General features: G+C 70.4%; 17 protein-coding genes and 1 pseudogene. 13 read left to right on the forward strand and 5 right to left on the reverse strand.

The genetic code is table 11. The features are described from left to right. Positions 1-9: 9 nt before the first annotated feature. Together OG352_RS40060 and OG352_RS24905 are read right to left on the reverse strand one after the other, a co-directional pair. A pseudogene (locus OG352_RS40060) lies at positions 10-171 on the reverse strand (hypothetical protein); the annotation flags it as partial. 27 nt (positions 172-198) lie between these two features. Continuing rightward, entirely contained in the window at positions 199-1404 is a 1206-nt protein-coding gene (locus tag OG352_RS24905) for a threonine aldolase family protein (RefSeq protein WP_329219907.1), read from the reverse strand. A 230-nt stretch (positions 1405-1634) separates the two neighbouring features. On the opposite strand from OG352_RS24905, the gene OG352_RS24910 reads away from it, so the two are divergent. The 10 genes from OG352_RS24910 (at position 1635) to OG352_RS24955 (ending at position 10036) form a co-directional block, all read left to right on the forward strand. Continuing rightward, a complete protein-coding gene (locus OG352_RS24910; RefSeq protein WP_329219908.1) occupies positions 1635-2609 on the forward strand; it encodes a Rossmann-like and DUF2520 domain-containing protein in 975 nt (324 codons plus the stop codon). Continuing rightward, the gene (gene panC / locus OG352_RS24915) at positions 2606-3616 is read left to right on the forward strand and encodes a pantoate--beta-alanine ligase (RefSeq protein WP_329219909.1); all 1011 of its coding nucleotides are present in this window, start codon (positions 2606-2608) and stop codon (positions 3614-3616) included. Before OG352_RS24910 ends, panC begins: the two co-directional genes overlap by 4 nt. Further along, positions 3613-5343, forward strand: coding sequence for an L-aspartate oxidase (locus OG352_RS24920; RefSeq protein ID WP_329219910.1), 1731 nt, complete (start codon positions 3613-3615; stop codon positions 5341-5343). The genes panC and OG352_RS24920 overlap by 4 nt, the downstream gene beginning before the upstream one ends. 5 nt (positions 5344-5348) lie before the next feature. Then, positions 5349-6350, forward strand: coding sequence for a carboxylating nicotinate-nucleotide diphosphorylase (gene nadC / locus OG352_RS24925; protein WP_329219911.1), 1002 nt, complete (start codon positions 5349-5351; stop codon positions 6348-6350). Between the two features lie 15 nt (positions 6351-6365). Next, a complete protein-coding gene (locus tag OG352_RS24930) occupies positions 6366-7163 on the forward strand; it encodes a type III pantothenate kinase (protein ID WP_329219912.1) in 798 nt (265 codons plus the stop codon). Between the two features lie 176 nt (positions 7164-7339). Next, positions 7340-8044: a hypothetical protein gene (locus OG352_RS24935; protein WP_329223951.1), complete on the forward strand. Its 705-nt coding sequence runs from the start codon at positions 7340-7342 to the stop codon at positions 8042-8044. 64 nt (positions 8045-8108) lie between these two features. Next, entirely contained in the window at positions 8109-8288 is a 180-nt protein-coding gene (locus OG352_RS24940; protein WP_329219913.1) for a hypothetical protein, read from the forward strand. 172 nt (positions 8289-8460) lie between these two features. Continuing rightward, a complete protein-coding gene (locus OG352_RS24945; RefSeq protein WP_443072329.1) occupies positions 8461-8916 on the forward strand; it encodes a BlaI/MecI/CopY family transcriptional regulator in 456 nt (151 codons plus the stop codon). 9 nt (positions 8917-8925) lie between these two features. Continuing rightward, the gene (locus OG352_RS24950) at positions 8926-9474 is read left to right on the forward strand and encodes an amino-acid N-acetyltransferase (RefSeq protein ID WP_329219915.1); all 549 of its coding nucleotides are present in this window, start codon (positions 8926-8928) and stop codon (positions 9472-9474) included. A gap of 226 nt (positions 9475-9700) precedes the next feature. Next, a complete protein-coding gene (locus tag OG352_RS24955; protein ID WP_093780109.1) occupies positions 9701-10036 on the forward strand; it encodes a histone-like nucleoid-structuring protein Lsr2 in 336 nt (111 codons plus the stop codon). Here the strand turns inward: OG352_RS24955 and OG352_RS24960 are convergent. Continuing rightward, on the reverse strand, positions 10015-10776 hold the full coding sequence (locus OG352_RS24960) for an SCO3374 family protein (protein ID WP_329219916.1): 762 nt from the start codon (positions 10774-10776) through the stop codon (positions 10015-10017). The genes OG352_RS24955 and OG352_RS24960 overlap by 22 nt on opposite strands. A gap of 430 nt (positions 10777-11206) precedes the next feature. On the opposite strand from OG352_RS24960, the gene OG352_RS24965 reads away from it, so the two are divergent. Beyond that, on the forward strand, positions 11207-13732 hold the full coding sequence (locus OG352_RS24965) for an ATP-dependent Clp protease ATP-binding subunit (RefSeq protein WP_329219917.1): 2526 nt from the start codon (positions 11207-11209) through the stop codon (positions 13730-13732). 105 nt (positions 13733-13837) lie between these two features. Here the strand turns inward: OG352_RS24965 and OG352_RS24970 are convergent, their stop codons facing one another. After that, positions 13838-14479, reverse strand: coding sequence for an HAD family acid phosphatase (locus tag OG352_RS24970; RefSeq protein WP_329219918.1), 642 nt, complete (start codon positions 14477-14479; stop codon positions 13838-13840). A 515-nt stretch (positions 14480-14994) separates the two neighbouring features. Between OG352_RS24970 and OG352_RS24975 the strand changes: the two genes are divergently transcribed. After that, positions 14995-15579, forward strand: coding sequence for a M23 family metallopeptidase (locus OG352_RS24975; protein ID WP_329219919.1), 585 nt, complete (start codon positions 14995-14997; stop codon positions 15577-15579). A gap of 11 nt (positions 15580-15590) precedes the next feature. Here the strand turns inward: OG352_RS24975 and OG352_RS24980 are convergent, their stop codons facing one another. Next, on the reverse strand, positions 15591-16178 hold the full coding sequence (locus tag OG352_RS24980; protein ID WP_329219920.1) for a TetR/AcrR family transcriptional regulator: 588 nt from the start codon (positions 16176-16178) through the stop codon (positions 15591-15593). Between the two features lie 166 nt (positions 16179-16344). Between OG352_RS24980 and OG352_RS24985 the strand changes: the two genes are divergently transcribed. Beyond that, positions 16345-17928: an MDR family MFS transporter gene (locus OG352_RS24985; protein WP_329219921.1), complete on the forward strand. Its 1584-nt coding sequence runs from the start codon at positions 16345-16347 to the stop codon at positions 17926-17928. Positions 17929-17949 lie beyond the last annotated feature (21 nt).

Genomic DNA, 17949 nt, shown 5'->3' on the forward strand with positions numbered 1-17949 from the left:
CTTGCCCGGCTAGCGGAGCATCCCTTCCAGGAAGTCGCTGCCCAGCGGGGCCACCACGGTCGCGTCGAGCAGCAGGCCGCCGTCCCCCGTGGTGCTGCGGCCGTCGACCAGCTTGTCGACGACGATCCGCGCGGTCTGCTCGTCCAGGGTCGGGGCGGGGGACACCGCGGTGAGCGCTTCCGCGCCGGCGCTCGCGTCCTACGTGCCGACCCCCTCGGCCACCCCCGCCCCCCGGGCCACTCGTGCCACCCGCGCCACGAAGTCCGCGACCGCCGCCTTCACGTCGTCCGCCGTCCAGGTGAGGCCGTCCGCGCGGACGGTGACCTCGGTGAGAGACAGTCCCGGCCCGCCGCGGTCCCAGGCGGCGGCGAAGAGCATCGTCCGCGTCTCCTCGGTCTGGAGCGCCGCCGCTTCGGCGAGGACGTCCGCCTCGTACGGCAGCCAGACCTGGAACTCGTGGGTGTGCGGCACCTCGGGGTGCACGCGCGCCCACGGCACGCCCGCCTCGGCGAACCCCTCGCGCAGCGCGGCGGCCACCACGCGCGCGTGGGCGACGTACTCCGGCAGCCGGGGCAGCTCCCGCTCCAGGCCGATGAGGGCCGACAGAGCGGTGGGGAACTGCTGGAAGACCGTTCCGCCATAGCGGTGCCGCCAGGTTTTCGCCTCCTCCACCAGCGTCTTCGGGCCCGCGAGCGCGGCGCCGCCGAAGCCGTCGAGGGACTTGTAGAACGACACGTAGACGCTGTCGGCGAGGTCCGCTATCTCCCGCAGGGGGCGGCCGAAGTGGAGGGTCGTCTCCCACAGGCGCGCGCCGTCGAAGTGCACCACCGCGTCGCGCTCGCGCGCCGCCTGAACGACGTCGGTGAGCTCCTCCCAGGAGGGCAGCACGAAACCGGCGTCCCTGAGGGGCAGTTCCAGCATCAGCGCGCCGAAGGGCTCCTCGAAGGCACGGACCTCCTCGGCCGTCGGCGGCCGGGGCTCGCGCGTCACCCGGACCGTGCGCAGTTCGCTGACGGTGCCGAACGCGCCCCGCTCCCACACCTCGGGGTGGCTCAGCGCGTGCAGTGCGACCGTGGCGTTGCCGGTGCGGCCCGCCCAGCAGCGCAGGGCGACCTGCTGGGCCATCGTGCCGGTCGGGAAGAACGCGGCGGCCTCCGTCCCCAGCAGCCCGGCGACCCGCTCCTCCAGGGCCGCCACGACCCCGTCGCCGTAGATGTCCCCGGGTTCGTCGAGGTCGTAGACCTGGGGTGCTGCCTCGTGCAGCAGCGCGAGCCGGTCACGCAGCGTGCCCCGGAAGCCACCGCGCGCGAGGACGCGTTCCGCCTCCCGGTAGGCGACCGCCCGCCGCTCCCGCAGGCGCTCGCGTGCCGTCTTCTCCTCGCCGTGCTCCACCGTGTTCGTCATGCCCCGGATGATGCCGTGCGACGTCTCGCGCGGGCATGCGCATTTCCGGCCCCCGCCCGACCCCTGGAGGCAGGTGGGGCACAGATGGCGGCACAGACCGGGAAGCGGGCGGGGGCGGGTGGGAAAACCCACAGCCTGTGGACAACCGGATCCCCCTCGAACAGATCGCGTTAACATGACGAGAAATCGTCCGGTACCCGGAGCGGACTGGAACGGAAGGCCGTCGTCGAGTGAGTACAGCCCAACAGCCAGACCCCAGGGACCGCCCCGCGCGGCTCGCCGTGGGCGTCGTCGGCGCGGGCCGGGTGGGTCCCGCCCTGGCCGCGTCACTCCAGCTCGCCGGGCACCGCCCGGTCGCCGTCTCCGGCGTCTCCGACGCCTCCCGGCGGCGAGCCGCGCTCCTGCTGCCCGACGTGCCCCTCGTCCCGCCCGCCGAGGTTCTCCGGCGTTCCGACCTGGTGCTGCTGACCGTCCCCGACGACGCCCTGCCCGGGCTCGTGGAGGGCCTCGCCGAGACCGGCGCCGTACGGCCGGGCCAACTGCTCGTGCACACCTCCGGACGGTACGGCGCGAGGGTCCTCGACCCCGCCCTGCGCGCGGGAGCGCTGCCGCTCGCGCTGCACCCGGCGATGACCTTCACGGGCACGCCCGTGGACGTCCAGCGCCTGGCCGGCTGCTCCTTCGGCGTCACCGCGCCCGACGCGCTGCGGCTGGCCGCGGAGGCCCTCGTGATCGAGATGGGCGGCGAGCCGGAGTGGATCGCCGAGGAGCACCGGCCGCTCTACCACGCGGCACTCGCCCTGGGCGCCAACCACCTGGTCACGCTGGTCGCCCAGTCCATGGAGCTGCTGCGCGCGGCCGGCGTGGAGGCCCCCGACCGGATGCTCGGCCCGCTGCTCGGCGCCGCCCTCGACAACGCGCTGCGCTCCGGCGACGGGGCGCTCACCGGCCCCGTCGCGCGCGGGGACGCGGGCACGGTCGCCGCGCACGTCGCGGAGCTGCGCGAGCACGCCCCGCAGACTGTCGCCGGCTACCTGGCGATGGCCCGCGCGACCGCCGACCGCGCACTCGCGCGCGGGCTCCTCAAGCCCGAGCTCGCCGAAGACCTCCTCTGGGTACTCGCCGACGGCACCCAGGGCACTCCCGGCACTCCTGGCACCCCCGGTGGTCCCGGTACGCACGGCACCGAAGGAGACGCCGGATGACCACCACCCTGCTGCGCACCGCCGGCGAACTGCACGCACGCGCGCGTGTCGGCCGCCGGGCCGTCGTGATGACCATGGGCGCCCTGCACGAGGGCCACGCCACCCTCGTCCGCACCGCCCGCGACCTCGCCGGGCCGGACGGCGAGGTCGTCGTCACGGTCTTCGTCAACCCGCTGCAGTTCGGCGAGGGCGAGGACCTCGACCGCTACCCGCGCACCCTGGACGCCGACGTCAAGACCGCCGAACAGGCCGGAGCGGACGTCGTGTTCGCCCCTTCCGTGGACGAGGTCTACCCGGGCGGCGAGCCCCAGGTCCGCATCACCGCGGGCCCCATGGGGGAGCGCCTGGAGGGCGGCTCGCGCCCCGGGCACTTCGACGGCATGCTCACCGTCGTCGCCAAGCTGCTGCACCTCACCCGGCCCGACGTGGCCCTGTTCGGGCAGAAGGACGCCCAGCAGCTCGCCCTGATCCGCCGCATGGTGCGGGACCTGAACTTCGGCGTGGAGATCGTCGCCGTGCCGACCGTGCGCGAGGACGACGGGCTGGCCCTGTCCAGCCGGAACCGCTTTCTGTCCGCCAGGGAGCGGCGCACCGCGCTCGCGCTCTCCCAGGCCCTCTTCGCGGGCGCTGACCGGCACGCCGCGCAGGAGGCGCTGCGGGCACGCGCGCGTGAGGTGCCCGCCACGTATGCGCGTGCCGAGGCGCTCAGCGCCATAGGGGAGTCCCGCGCGGCTGCCGACACGCACGCCGTCGCGAAGGCCGCGCCCGGGGACCCCGCGGCCGTCCGCGCGGCCGCCCGTACGGTCCTCGACGCCGCCGCCCGGCTCGACCCGCCGCTGGAAGTGGACTACCTCGCGCTCGTCGACCCGGCGGACTTCACGGAGATCACCGGCCTCGAGGACGACTTCACCGGCGAAGCCGTCCTCGCCGTCGCCGCCCGGGTCGGGACGACCCGGCTGATCGACAACCTCCCGCTCACCTTCGGAACCCTCGGAGCCGCCTCGTGACCAGCACAGGCATACGACTGCACGCGCCCGCGCCCGGGTGGAGCATCGCCGCGGACGTGGTGGTCGTCGGCTCCGGCGTCGCCGGCCTGACCGCGGCCCTGCGCTGCGAGGCCGCCGGTCTGCAGACGGTCGTCGTCACCAAGGCCCGCCTCGACGACGGCTCGACCCGCTGGGCGCAGGGCGGCATAGCGGCCGCCCTGGGCGAGGGCGACACGCCCGAACAGCACCTGGACGACACGCTGGTGGCGGGCGCGGGCCTGTGCGACGAGGACGCCGTACGGATCCTCGTCACCGAGGGCCCCGACGCCGTGCACCGGCTGATCGAGACCGGCGCCCACTTCGACGAGTCCGAGGGAGGCGGCCTGGAGCTCACCCGAGAGGGCGGCCACCACCGCCGCCGGATCGCGCACGCGGGCGGCGATGCGACCGGCGCGGAGATCTCCCGCGCGCTCGTCGAGGCGGTACGCGCGCGTGGACTGCGCACGATCGAGAACGCGCTCGTGCTGGACCTGCTCACGGACGCCGACGGCTGCACCGCCGGCGTCACCCTGCACGTCATGGGCGAGGGCCAGCACGACGGCGTGGGCGCCGTGCACGCCCCCGCGGTCGTCCTCGCGACCGGCGGCATGGGCCAGGTGTTCTCCGCCACCACCAACCCGTCGGTGTCCACCGGCGACGGCGTGGCGCTCGCCCTGCGCGCGGGCGCGGAGGTCTCCGACCTGGAGTTCGTCCAGTTCCACCCGACCGTCCTGTTCCTCGGCGCCGACGCGGAGGGCCAGCAGCCCCTCGTCTCCGAGGCGGTGCGCGGCGAGGGCGCCCACCTGGTCGACGCGGCCGGTGTGCGCTTCATGGTCGGGCAGCACGAGCTGGCCGAGCTCGCGCCCCGGGACATCGTCGCCAAGGGCATCATGCGCCGCATGCAGGAGCAGGACGCCGAGCACATGTTCCTCGACGCCCGGCACTTCGGCGCCGAGATGTGGGAACACCGCTTCCCGACGATCCTCGCCGCCTGCCGCACGCACGGCATCGACCCGGTCACCGAGCCCGTCCCGGTCGCCCCGGCCGCCCACTACGCCTCCGGAGGAGTGCGCACCGACTCCCGCGGCCGTACGACCGTGCCGGGCCTGTACGCGTGCGGGGAGGTCGCCTGCACCGGTGTGCACGGCGCGAACCGGCTCGCGTCGAACTCCCTCCTGGAGGGCCTCGTCTACGCCGAGCGCATCGTCGCCGACATCGCCGCGAGCCGGGGGGAGGACGGCCTCCACGCGCGTGTGCCCGCGCCGGTCGCGCGCCCCGAGAAGCCGGCGCATCCGCTGCTGGCCCCCGAGGCCCGGTTCGCCATCCAGCGGTTCATGACCGACGGCGCGGGCGTCCTGCGCTCCGCCGCGTCCCTGGAGAGGGCCGCCGGGCACCTGCAGCGGCTGCACGCCGAGGCCCGCGACGCCCTCGACGAGAACGGCAAGACGGCCGAGCCCGGCGTCGACACCTGGGAGGCCACCAACCTCCTGTGTGTCGCGCGCGTCCTGGTCGCCGCCGCGCGGCAGCGCGAGGAGACCCGCGGCTGCCACTGGCGCGAGGACCACGCCGACCGTGACGACGCGAACTGGCGCCGCCACATCGTCGTAAGGCTGAATCCGGACCGCACGCTCGCCGTACACACCACCGATACCGCAGACTTCCCCCCGACCCGGCAGCACCAGCCGGAGCACCGTCCCCAGGAGCAGTGACAGACGTGAGCACCCCCGACCTTCCCCTCGCCCAGAGCGGCGGCTGCGGCGACGGCTGTGCCTGTGGCGCCGACGCCGACGCCGAATACAGCGAAGAGGGCTACGCCGAATACATGGAGTGCGGGCTCGACCCCGCGCTCGCCCAGCTCCTGGTCGACGCCGGACTCGACCCCGTGGAGGTCGAGGACATCGCCAACGTCGCCATCCAGGAGGACCTGGACCACGGCGTCGACGTGACGACGGTCGCGACCATCCCCGAGGACGCGGTCGCCACCGCCGACTTCACCGCGCGCGAGACGGGCGTGGTCGCGGGCCTCAGGATCGCCGAGGCGGTCGTCTCGGTCGTCTGCACGGACGAGTTCGAGGTCGAGCGGCACGTGGAGGACGGCGACCGGGTTGAGGCCGGCCAGAAGCTGCTGTCGGTCACCACGCGCACGCGTGACCTCCTCACCGCCGAGCGCAGCGCGCTCAACCTGCTGTGCCGCCTGTCCGGCATCGCGACCGCCACGCGCGCGTGGGCGGACGTCCTGGACGGCACCAAGGCACGCGTGCGTGACACCCGCAAGACGACGCCGGGCCTGCGCTCCCTGGAGAAGTTCGCCGTCCGCTGCGGCGGCGGCGTCAACCACCGCATGTCGCTGTCCGACGCGGCCCTCGTCAAGGACAACCACGTGGTCGCCGCAGGCGGCGTCACCCGGGCTTTCGAGGCCGTACGGGAGGCTTTCCCGGACGTGCCGATCGAGGTCGAGGTCGACACCCTGCACCAGTTGCGCGAGGTCGTCGACGCCGGAGCGGACCTGATCCTGCTGGACAACTTCACGCCCGGGGAGTGCGCGGAGGCCGTCGGCGTCGTCGGCGGGCGCGCCCTCCTGGAGGCGTCGGGCCGGCTGACCCTGGAGACCGCCAAGGCGTACGCCGACACCGGCGTCGACTTCCTCGCCGTGGGCGCTCTGACGCATTCCTCGCCGATCCTGGACATCGGTCTGGATCTGCGAGCGGCCGAGTAGGAACGGGGACCGGCCATGCTGCTGACGATCGACGTGGGCAACACGCACACCGTGCTCGGCCTGTTCGACGGTGAGGACATCGTCGAGCACTGGCGGATCTCCACCGACGCCCGCCGCACCGCGGACGAACTGGCCGTGCTCCTGCAGGGCCTGATGGGCATGCACCCGCTCCTCGGGGACGAACTGGGCGACGGCATCGACGGGATCGCGATCTGCGCCACCGTGCCCTCGGTGCTGCACGAGCTGCGCGAGGTGACGCGGCGCTACTACGGCGACGTCCCCGCGGTGCTCGTCGAACCCGGCGTGAAGACGGGCGTGCCGATCCTGTTCGACAACCCCAAGGAAGTCGGCGCCGACCGCATCATCAACGCCGTCGCGGCGAACGAGCTCTACGGCGGCCCCGCGATCGTCGTCGACTTCGGCACGGCGACGACGTTCGACGCGGTCTCCGCGCGCGGGGAGTACGTCGGCGGGGTCATCGCCCCCGGCATCGAGATCTCCGTCGAGGCCCTGGGCGTCAAGGCCGCGCAGTTGCGCAAGATCGAGCTGGCCAGGCCCCGGAGCGTGATCGGCAAGAACACGGTCGAGGCGATGCAGTCCGGGATCGTCTACGGGTTCGCCGGCCAGGTCGACGGAGTGGTGACCCGGATGGCCCGCGAGCTGGCGGACGACCCGGACGACGTGACGGTGATCGCCACGGGCGGCCTGGCGCCGACGGTGCTCGGCGAGGCCTCGGTGATCGACGAGCACGAGCCGTGGCTGACACTGATCGGGCTGCGCCTGGTCTACGAGCGCAACGTGTCGCGCATGTGAGCGGTGAGGAAGCGGCGGAGAGCGGCGGGCCGATCGTGCCGCCAGAGGTGGTCAGGGGCAGAGCCACGGGGCCACCAGGGCGGATTCGGGCGCGCCGCACCCGCTGCTAATGTCGAATTTGTCTGATTAGCGCGTATCGTCGCCGCATGCCCACGCCATACGGATCCCGCGGCGGCATGGCGTTCGGCGCGGAGGAGCTGCGTGTGCTCCGCCGCGCCCTCGCCCTCGCCCTCCACCCCGGCCCCGTCTCCGCCGAGGACGTCCAGGACTGCCATCGCCTCGCCGAGTCCCTCGACGAGGCGATGGGTGAGGCCGCCCGGCTGCGGGCCTTCCTGGTGGCCGACCTCGCCCGCTACCGCGCCGCCCTCCCCGGCACCGCGGCCGGCTACCTCACGCTCCTGGAGGAGGTCCTGGCCATCGGCTACCGGCCCGACCCCGACGACCTCGCCGCGCTCCGCGCCCTGCGCGGCAACCCGACGGCCGCCGCCCTCCTGGACCGCTGCCAGTCGCTCGCCGAACACGACGTACGCGCCCGCCTCGCCCGTCGTGCGGCTCGCAGGCTCTCTCCGGCCACCCCGGCCGTCCCGGCGTCCCGTACGCGCCTCCTGGCCCTTCCTGGGGGCCTCTCCGGCGACGGCTGCGCCCGCCTCTCGGTCGTCACCGAGGGCGCCGACGGGCGTCCGGGCGAGGAACCGAGGAAGAAACCCGCCGAGAAGCCGACCTCACCCGCACCCGCACCCGGCCCCGGCCCCGCGCCCGCCAGGCCCTCCGCCCCGGATCCCGCCCGCCGGCCCGTCCCCACGCCGGGCGAGGTCTTCCCGCGCCGCAAACCGACCCCGCCGCCCGCCACCCCCGACCAGCAGCGGCTGGCCGCCGGCTGACCCGGGCGCACCGGCCGGGCGACCCCGCCCCGATGCCCCGTTCCTCCCTGGCTACCCTGGATCCATGGACTACGTCTCCGCGCTCGTGCCTCCCGTCGTCATGGCCGTGTTCTTCATCGGTGTGATCAGGGTGATCGTGAAGACCCAGGGCGGATCCAACAAGGCCAAGGAGGACGCGGTCGTCGACGCCGCCCTCGCGCGCGTGGAGGGCGCCCGCCAGGCCTCCGCCGGCCCCGACGCCTGACCGACGCACGAGGCTTCCGCGCCTTCCAGGGCGTGCGGCTCCCTTATAGGGCCGCACGCCCTTTTTGTTGCCGTTTGCCGATGAAAGTGCACGTCCGGCACGCGATTGGCGAGATCTCCCACTATTGTTCTGAGCTGTGCCTCGCCCATTGGGAGAACTCGAAGACTCGGTCATGACGCGGGTGTGGAAGTGGAACCGCCCGGTGACCGTTCGAGAAGTCCTGGAAGACCTTCGGCAGGAACGGTCCATCGCGTACACCACCGTGATGACCGTTTTGGACAATCTCCATCAGAAGGGCTGGGTGCGCCGTGAAGCGGAAGGCCGGGCCTATCGATATGAGGCGGTCTCCACCCGCGCCGCCTACGCCGCCGCCCTGATGAACGACGCCTGGGCGCAGAGCGACAACCCCGCCGCGGCTCTCGTCGCCTTCTTCGGGATGATGAGCGACGAACAGCGCCACGCGCTGCGCGACGCCGTACGCATGGTCCAAGGTCCGGAAACCGCCGAAACCGCGACTACGGGGAGTGCCGAGAGCACAGGGAGTACCGGGAGCGGGAGTACGGGTAGTGGGAGTACGGGGAGTGCCGGGGAGAACCCCGCCTCGGCGACGGAGGCCGACGGGCGATAGCGTCCGCTCATGTCAGCAGAGAGTCCCTCCGCCGAGAACCCCGAAGTCAGCGCTAAAGCCATCACCGTCCGGCGGGCCCGGACCGGCGATGTGCCCGCCGTACGCAGTCTCCTTGACGCCTACGTCCGCGGCGGCATCCTGCTCGACAAAGCGACGGTCACGCTTTACGAGGACATCCAGGAGTTCTGGGTCGCCGAACGGGACGACAACGCCGAGGTGGTCGGCTGCGGCGCCCTGCACGTCATGTGGGAAGACCTGGCGGAAGTCCGCACTCTCGCGGTGAAGCGCGGACTGAAGGGCGCCGGCGTCGGTCACCAGTTGTTGGAGAAGTTGCTCCACACCGCACGCTGGCTCGGCGTTCGCCGTGTTTTCTGCCTGACCTTCGAAGTGGACTTCTTCGGCAAGCACGGGTTCGTGGAGATCGGTGAGACGCCGGTCGACACCGATGTGTACGCGGAGCTGTTGCGTTCCTATGACGAGGGCGTCGCGGAGTTCCTCGGACTCGAACGAGTGAAACCCAACACCTTGGGCAACAGCCGGATGCTTCTGCATCTGTGATCGTGGTCGTCCATTCCGGCCGAACCGCCTTGCCCGGGTGGCCTATGTCCGAAACGCGCACGTTTCCGGACGGGAGGCGGGCTGCCGGTCTCTGCCGGGGGTTTGTGTTTTCCCGGCAAAAGCGGTTTGCTTTCGGACGTACTGCAGTACTGCATATAACAGGGCTCGGCTAAACGGCGGACGCCGCGGATCCCCGACCCTCACGTTTTCGATGAAAGGAAATCCGGTGGCACAGAAGGTTCAGGTCCTTCTTGTCGACGACCTCGACGGCGGCGAGGCGGACGAGACCGTGACGTTCGCTCTGGACGGCAAGACGTTCGAGATCGATCTCACGACTGGCAATGCGGACAAGCTCCGGGGACTTCTCGAGCCCTACGTGAAGGGCGGCCGTCGTACCGGGGGCCGTGCTTCGGGTGGGCGTGGAAAGGCGCGCGCCGCTTCCGGCGGCAGCCAGGACACCGCTCAGATCCGCGCGTGGGCGAAGGAGAACGGTTACGAGGTCAATGACCGTGGCCGCGTTCCCGCGTCCATTCGCGAGGCCTACGAGAAGGCCAACGGCTGAGCGCTCGCGCGCCGCAGCCGGACACGGTGACAATGCGTCGCCAGCGTGTCCACCAGCCGTACGAGATCGGGGGCGCCCCCAACGCCCCCCATGGCCGACATCGTCGGCAGCGAGGTCTCGACCTCGCACCCTGCCACGGGGGGCCGCAGCCACACGGCGGCCCCCTGAACTGGCTCCGGCCTGCTCGAGCCCGGAACGCCGCCGGGAGTACGAACACCGCCTGCGATACGGCCCAGATCGTGGCCGGCGTCGTGTTCCGCACCGCGACCCGGATCGCGGCTCGCATCCCGTCCCGAGGTACGGCCCGAGGTGCGGCCCGGATTCCGGCCCGGGGGCAAGGGCGCCTCGATGAGCCCGCCCGTGCCGATCGCCGTCAGATCCAGTGGCAGCGCCCCCCACTCCAGCCACTGCAGGATCCCCGGCACCTCGTCCGCGCCGCCCGCTGCCACCAGCAGCCGCAGTCGGTCGCCCCGCACGGCCACCGGCGAGCCCGGCGCCAGGCGCCGCAGCGCCGCGAGGCCCGCCTCGGCCGGCACGTCCAGGACGTCGAAGCGCTCGCCCACCAAAAGTCGTACCGGCTCCCCGGGCACTGTCGCCCAGCCCAGTTCGTTCTCGTACCAGCCGCGGATCCGGTCCGCCGAATCATCCAGATCATCCGGATCGAGCGGCCGTCGGGGGAGGGGAACCGTGAGGATTGCAGGGGCGGCCGAGCGGGCAGCCGGGGGGACTGAGCCAACCATGCCAAGTGCAACCGCCGAAAAGGCCTGCGAGTTACGCTGGGTGTTCCCGTGGCTGCGCCGCGTGTCGACAAAGAGGGCCGGCGGGGGTGTCGGCAGGCGCAAGGTTGTTCGCCCGTAGCGGAGGGAACCGGGGCACATGGCATGGAGTGTCAGTCCCAGCGGGTAAGACATGCCTAGTGGGAGGGGGCGACACGCAGGAAAGGCCGTCTCACGTTCGCCATCGGCGTACTGGCGACTGGGGTAACTGCCTGGCCTGCGGGAACATCGTCTCGCACCATCGGGTTGGAGCAGATGTCGGCGTTCGGGGTCAGGAGGCCATCGACGGTGTCGGCAGTTGGAATGAGCGGTCCCCGCTCGCGGGACTAAGCTGCGGAAGGACAGGGAGGGGAAGTTCCCCCCACTGCCTGACCGCTCTGAGGAGCGATTAACGATGTTCGAGAGGTTCACCGACCGCGCGCGGCGGGTTGTCGTCCTGGCTCAGGAAGAAGCCCGGATGCTCAACCACAACTACATCGGCACCGAGCACATCCTCCTGGGCCTGATCCACGAGGGTGAGGGTGTCGCCGCCAAGGCCCTTGAGAGCCTCGGGATTTCGCTCGAGGCGGTCCGCCAGCAGGTGGAGGAGATCATCGGCCAGGGCCAGCAGGCCCCGTCCGGGCACATCCCCTTCACCCCCCGTGCCAAGAAGGTCCTGGAGCTGTCGCTCCGCGAGGCTCTTCAGCTGGGTCACAACTACATCGGCACGGAGCACATCCTGCTCGGCCTGATCCGTGAGGGCGAGGGCGTCGCCGCCCAGGTCCTGGTCAAGCTGGGTGCCGATCTCAACCGGGTGCGGCAGCAGGTCATCCAGCTGCTCTCCGGCTACCAGGGCAAGGAGACCGCCACCGCCGGCGGGCCTGCCGAGGGCACGCCCTCGACGTCCCTGGTCCTCGACCAGTTCGGCCGGAACCTCACCCAGGCCGCTCGTGAGTCCAAGCTCGACCCGGTCATCGGGCGCGAGAAGGAGATCGAGCGGGTCATGCAGGTGCTGTCCCGCCGTACCAAGAACAACCCGGTCCTGATCGGTGAGCCCGGCGTCGGCAAGACCGCCGTCGTCGAGGGCCTCGCCCAGGCCATCGTCAAGGGCGAGGTGCCCGAGACCCTCAAGGACAAGCACCTCTACACCCTGGACCTCGGCGCGCTGGTCGCCGGCTCCCGCTACCGCGGTGACTTCGAGGAGCGCCTGAAGAAGGTCCTCAAGGAGATCCGTACCCGCGGCGACATCATCCTGTTCATCGACGAGCTGCACACGCTGGTCGGTGCGGGTGCCGCCGAGGGCGCCATCGACGCCGCTTCGATCCTGAAGCCGATGCTGGCCCGCGGTGAGCTGCAGACCATCGGCGCCACCACGCTGGACGAGTACCGCAAGCACCTGGAGAAGGACGCGGCCCTCGAGCGCCGCTTCCAGCCCATCCAGGTCGCGGAGCCGTCCCTGCCGCACACGATCGAGATCCTCAAGGGTCTGCGTGACCGGTACGAGGCGCACCACCGCGTCTCCATCACCGACGAGGCGCTGGTCCAGGCCGCCACCCTGGCCGACCGGTACATCTCGGACCGCTTCCTGCCGGACAAGGCGATCGACCTGATCGACGAGGCCGGTTCCCGGATGCGCATCCGCCGGATGACCGCTCCGCCGGACCTGCGCGAGTTCGACGAGAAGATCGCGGGCGTGCGCCGCGACAAGGAGTCCGCGATCGACTCGCAGGACTTCGAGAAGGCCGCCTCCCTCCGCGACAAGGAGAAGCAGCTCCTGGCCGCCAAGGCCAAGCGGGAGAAGGAGTGGAAGGCCGGCGACATGGACGTCGTCGCCGAGGTCGACGGTGAGCTCATCGCCGAGGTCCTCGCGACCGCCACCGGCATCCCGGTCTTCAAGCTGACGGAGGAGGAGTCCTCGCGTCTGCTGCGCATGGAGGACGAGCTCCACAAGCGGGTCATCGGCCAGATCGACGCCGTCAAGGCGCTGTCGAAGGCGATCCGTCGTACGCGTGCCGGTCTGAAGGACCCGAAGCGTCCCGGTGGTTCGTTCATCTTCGCCGGCCCGTCCGGTGTCGGTAAGACCGAGCTGTCCAAGGCGCTCGCCGAGTTCCTCTTCGGTGACGAGGACGCGCTGATCTCCCTCGATATGTCGGAGTTCAGCGAGAAGCACACGGTGTCGCGTCTCTTCGGTTCCCCGCCCGGATACGTGGGTTACGAAGAGGGCGGCCAGCTGACCGAGAAGGTCCGCCGCAAGCCGTTCTCCGTCGTCCTCTTCGACGAGGTCGAGAAGGCCCACCCGGATATCTTCAACTCGCTGTTGCAGATCCTTGAGGACGGTCGCCTGACCGACTCCCAGGGCCGGGTCGTGGACTTCAAGAACACGGTCATCATCATGACGACCAACCTCGGCACCCGGGACATCTCGAAGGGCTTCAACCTGGGCTTCGCGGCCTCGGGCGACAAGAAGTCCAACTACGAGCGCATGAAGAACAAGGTCTCGGACGAGCTCAAGCAGCACTTCCGCCCCGAGTTCCTCAACCGCGTCGACGACGTGGTCGTCTTCCCGCAGCTCACGCAGGAGGACATCCTGCGGATCGTCGACCTGATGATCGGCAAGGTGGACGAGCGCTTGAAGGACCGGGACATGGGCATCGAGCTCTCCCAGTCCGCCAAGGAGCTGCTGTCCAAGAAGGGTTACGACCCGGTGCTGGGTGCGCGTCCGCTGCGTCGCACCATCCAGCGCGAGATCGAGGACACGCTCTCGGAGAAGATCCTCTTCGGTGAGCTGCGCCCCGGTCACATCGTGGTCGTCGACACGGAGGGCGAGGGCGAGACCGTGGCCTTCACCTTCCGCGGCGAGGAGAAGTCGGCGCTGCCCGACGTCCCGCCGATCGAGCAGGCGGCCGGCGGCGCCGGACCGAACCTGAGCAAGGACGCCTGACCCTCCGGGGGTTGAGCCGAGGAAAAGGGCCGGTGCTGAAAAGCACCGGCCCTTTTCGCATGTCCGAGCGCAGTTACGACAAGGCTGAGTTACGACAGAGCCGAGTTACGACAGCTGGCCGTTGTAGTCCGGCAGCTTGTACGTCGTCTCGGCGTGGCCGCCCGACAGGTCGGTGGCGCTGTTGCCGATGTTCGCGATGATCGTGTAGCCCTTGGACTCGATGGTGACCCGCTGGGCGGTCTTGTAGGCGGCGACGTCCTTGAAGAGGTCGAGGAAGCCGCGCACGTAGAGGCCGGACACCGTGTAGCCGACGTGCTTGAGGTTGTAGTCGGTCACCGCGGAGATGATGTCCGGGCGGGCGGTGACGAAGAACAGCGAGACGCCGTGCTCCTGGGCGTACCTGGCGACGTCCAGGACCGGCTTGTTGGCCGGCTGCGGGTAGCTGAAGCCGAAGTCGGTCTCCAGGGTGGTGTTGTCGACGTCGAAGACGATCGCCTGCTTCTCGCCCGGCTTGGCGGCGGCGATGCGCTGCTTCAGCGCCGGCAGGGCCTGGTCCATCACGGCCTGGCAGTCCTGCTGCCAGGTCGCGTAGTCGACGTCCTCCGCGGCGGCCGCGGAGGCGGTGGCGACGGTGGAGGTGCTGGTGGCCGTCGCGGCCTGGGCGCCGGCCGGGACGGCCATCGCCGTGACGGCGGCCGTCGCCACGGCGGTCATGGCTATGCGGCGCGTCCAGGTGCCTCTGGTCATGTGTGGGGTCCTCTCGCGTCCTTGCGCTACCGGTGTCGTGGGCATGCTGATCGCTGGGGATGGCCTGAGGGGAACCAGCGGGTTACTGGACGGTAGTGGGCGGTGAGAGGCCGGTCACAGACCCGCGTATGTGATCGTGACCGGGGTCACAAGTGCCCTGCGGGGTGCGGGAGTAGTCGCTGTCACATTCCGAAGTCCCTTGAAGTGGGCGGCCGGTGACAAGCGGCACAGGCGATTCGGGCCCTACTAGGCCGGGTAGTCGCACGCCGAAATCGGGCAAAAGGGGTGAACGTCCTGGAACCTCGAACCCTGTTCCGGCCTCCAGTGCGGATCTGTGCCGAAAGTGTCCATAAAGGGCGTTCTGTCAAGGAGTGGGAAGTTTTGGGGTGAAGTACTAGCTTCCGTCGTAGATCACACGTTTGGGGGTCTGTGGACCTGCGGGTTACCAAGGGATGGCCACCCCGGCAGAGCTTCACGCCGGGTGGTTTCTCTGTCCCCGTCCCCATGAGGTCTTCATGTTCCAGCACGTCACGTTCCGTTCTTCCCGTACGTCCCTGCTTCGCTCCCGCGTGGCCGTCGGGGCCGCCGCTCTGGGCGCCTCGGTCGTGCTGGGAGCCGGAGTGGCGTCCGCCGCTGCGCCGGCCGCCGCGCCCGTCGCCGCCAAGACGGCCGCCAAGGCCGCCTCCTGGATCGACCCGGTGAAGAAGTACACGCTGTCCGCGGGCTTCGCCCAGGCCGGCGCCATGTGGCAGTCCACCCACAGCGGTCAGGACTACGCCGTGCCGAGCGGCACCAAGGTGCTGGCCGCGCACGGCGGCACCGTGGTCAAGGCCGGCGGCAACGGCGCCGGCGACGGCCCCGCCTACGGCAACGCCATCGTGATCAAGCACTCCAGCGGCGTCTACTCGCAGTACGCCCACCTCTCGCGCATCCAGGTGAAGGTCGGCCAGGTCGTCAAGACGGGCCAGAAGATCGCGCTGTCCGGCAATACCGGCAACTCCAGCGGTCCGCACCTGCACTTCGAGATCCGTACGACCGCGAACTACGGCTCGGCCATCAACCCCGTCACCTTCCTGCGTGGCAAGGGCGTGAAGGTCTGACGCTGCTGTGATCAGGCGCCCTGGTGCGCCTGCGTCACCAGATCCACGGCGACCTCGAGGGCGGCCTTCCGCTTGTCCTCGGGGTCGCCTTCGATGTCGTGCAGCAAGAACATGCCGGCGTGCAGCGTGAAGATGGCGCTCACGCAGCGGACCTGGTCGGTGAGGGGGGCGTCCGGATCGATGATGATGTCGCGCAGGCTGCGCATGCGGTCCTTGAACGCGTCGCCGATCTCGAGTTCCCGCACCGTCGCCTGGTTCTCCTGCATGAAGCGGAAGAACGGGCTCGCCTCGTAGAGGGCATGGCTGTAGCGGCGCACGAGTTCCTGCTTGGTCTCCAGGGTGTGCGGCTGGCTCTTGCCCCACTCGATCAGGTCCTCGATCGGCTTCGTCAGATCTCGGAAGATGCTGACGATGATCTCTTCCTTGGTCTTGAAGTGGTAGTAGAGGGCCGCCTTGGTGACCTCCAGGCGCTCCGCGATCTCGCGGAGGGAGGTCTTCTCGTAGCCCTGCTCGACGAAGAGTTCGAGTGCCACGTCCTGGATGCGCTGGCGGGTGTTGCCGCGGCGCTGCTGCTTGGTGCCGTCCATGGTGACGTCCATCCTCGTACTCCTCGAGCTCCCACGGAAACTTACTTGCCGCCCGGCTAGTCTGATCGCAGGAACTTACTTGACGCCCGGCTAGTGGCAGGTCTACCTTCCCCAGTGTAGTGAACTAGCCGGGCGGCAAGTAAGTAGCCGGCCGGGGGGAGTCAGGGGAGTGGCGAAGATGGCGGACACGAAGACAGCGGAGACCGAGGCGGAGAAACCGCCCAGGAGCGTGCGGGTCGTCCTGCTCGCGCTGATGATCACGATGATGCTCGCGATGCTCGACAACATGATCGTGGGCACGGCGATGCCGACGATCGTCGGCGACCTCGGCGGGCTCGAACACCTCGCCTGGGTGGTGACCGCGTACACCCTCGCGACCGCGGCCTCCACCCCGATCTGGGGCAAGCTCGGCGACATGTACGGACGCAAGGGCGTCTTCATGGCCTCGATCGTGCTCTTCCTGATCGGGTCCGCGCTCAGCGGCATGGCCCAGAACATGGGCGAACTGATCGGCTTCCGCGCGATCCAGGGCCTCGGCGCGGGCGGTCTGATGGTCGGCGTCATGGCGATCATCGGCGACCTGATCCCGCCGCGGGAGCGCGGCAAGTACCAGGGCATGATGGCCGGCGTCATGGCGCTCGCGATGATCGGCGGCCCGCTGGTCGGCGGCACCATCACCGACAACTGGGGCTGGCGCTGGTCCTTCTACATCAACCTGCCGCTCGGCGCGGTGTCGCTGACTCTGATCAGCGCCGTACTGCACCTGCCGAAGAAGCGGGCGAAGGCCGGCATCGACTACCTCGGTGTCGTCCTGCTGACCGTCGGCATCACTTCCATCGTCCTCGTCACCACCTGGGGCGGCACGGAGTACGACTGGACGTCCGCGCGGATCATGGAGCTCGTCGGGATCGGCGTCGCCTCGCTCATCGGGTTCGTGTACTGGCAGACCAGGGCCGCCGAGCCCATCGTGCCGCTGCACATCTTCCGCAGCCGCAACTTCACCCTGATGTCGCTCATCGGCTTCATCACCGGCTTCGTGATGTTCGGCGCGACCCTCTTCCTGCCGCTCTACCAGCAGTCCGTGCAGGGCGCCTCCGCGACCAACTCCGGGCTGCTGCTCCTGCCGATGCTCGGCGCCATGCTGGTCACCTCGATGGTGGCGGGCCGGGTGACCACGAACAGCGGCAAGTACAAGATCTTCCCGGTCGTCGGCAGCGTCCTGATGGTCGTCGGCCTGTACCTGCTGTCCACGATGGACACCGGCACCAGCCGCTTCACCTCCGGCGTGTTCATGGCCGTCGTCGGCCTCGGCATGGGCTGCCTGATGCAGATCACGATGCTGGTCGCGCAGAACAGCGTCGAGATGAGGGACATGGGCGTCGCGTCCTCGTCCACCACCCTGTTCCGTACGCTCGGCTCCTCCTTCGGTGTCGCGATCATGGGCGCGCTGTTCAACAACCGGGTCCAGGACGTCATGTCCCAGAAGGCCGGGGCGCTGGGCTCGAAGATCACCGAGCAGTCCGCGCAACTGGACGCGGCCAGCCTGGCCAAGCTGCCTGCCGCGGCCCGCGAGGCCTACCAGCACGCGGTGTCGGCCGGCACGCACTCGGCGTTCCTGCTGGGGTCCGTGGTGGCGGTGGCCGCGTTGGTGGCGGCGGTGTTCGTGAAGGAGGTTCCGCTCAAGGGAGCGGGGCCGCAGAAGGCGGACGAGGCGACCGACGGGGCGGCGGCCGCGCCGCCGCCCATGGTCGACGCGGTCTGACCGCGCAGTGAGCGAAGGCCT

The organism is Streptomyces sp. NBC_01485, from assembly GCF_036227125.1.
GTDB lineage: Bacteria > Actinomycetota > Actinomycetes > Streptomycetales > Streptomycetaceae > Streptomyces.

Excerpts from the sequence above, each read along its gene's own strand:
- OG352_RS24905 (WP_329219907.1), bottom strand. The coding sequence starts at position 1,404 with ATGACGAACACGGTGGAGCACGGCGAGGAGAAGACGGCACGCGAGCGC.
- panC (WP_329219909.1), top strand. The coding sequence starts at position 2,606 with ATGACCACCACCCTGCTGCGCACCGCCGGCGAACTGCACGCACGCGCG.
- OG352_RS24930 (WP_329219912.1), top strand. The coding sequence starts at position 6,366 with ATGCTGCTGACGATCGACGTGGGCAACACGCACACCGTGCTCGGCCTG.
- OG352_RS24935 (WP_329223951.1), top strand. The coding sequence starts at position 7,340 with ATGGCGTTCGGCGCGGAGGAGCTGCGTGTGCTCCGCCGCGCCCTCGCC.
- OG352_RS24940 (WP_329219913.1), top strand. The coding sequence starts at position 8,109 with ATGGACTACGTCTCCGCGCTCGTGCCTCCCGTCGTCATGGCCGTGTTC.
- OG352_RS24945 (WP_443072329.1), top strand. The coding sequence starts at position 8,461 with ATGACGCGGGTGTGGAAGTGGAACCGCCCGGTGACCGTTCGAGAAGTC.
- OG352_RS24950 (WP_329219915.1), top strand. The coding sequence starts at position 8,926 with ATGTCAGCAGAGAGTCCCTCCGCCGAGAACCCCGAAGTCAGCGCTAAA.
- OG352_RS24960 (WP_329219916.1), bottom strand. The coding sequence starts at position 10,776 with ATGGTTGGCTCAGTCCCCCCGGCTGCCCGCTCGGCCGCCCCTGCAATC.
- OG352_RS24965 (WP_329219917.1), top strand. The coding sequence starts at position 11,207 with ATGTTCGAGAGGTTCACCGACCGCGCGCGGCGGGTTGTCGTCCTGGCT.
- OG352_RS24970 (WP_329219918.1), bottom strand. The coding sequence starts at position 14,479 with ATGACCAGAGGCACCTGGACGCGCCGCATAGCCATGACCGCCGTGGCG.
- OG352_RS24975 (WP_329219919.1), top strand. The coding sequence starts at position 14,995 with ATGTTCCAGCACGTCACGTTCCGTTCTTCCCGTACGTCCCTGCTTCGC.
- OG352_RS24980 (WP_329219920.1), bottom strand. The coding sequence starts at position 16,178 with ATGGACGTCACCATGGACGGCACCAAGCAGCAGCGCCGCGGCAACACC.
- OG352_RS24985 (WP_329219921.1), top strand. The coding sequence starts at position 16,345 with ATGGCGGACACGAAGACAGCGGAGACCGAGGCGGAGAAACCGCCCAGG.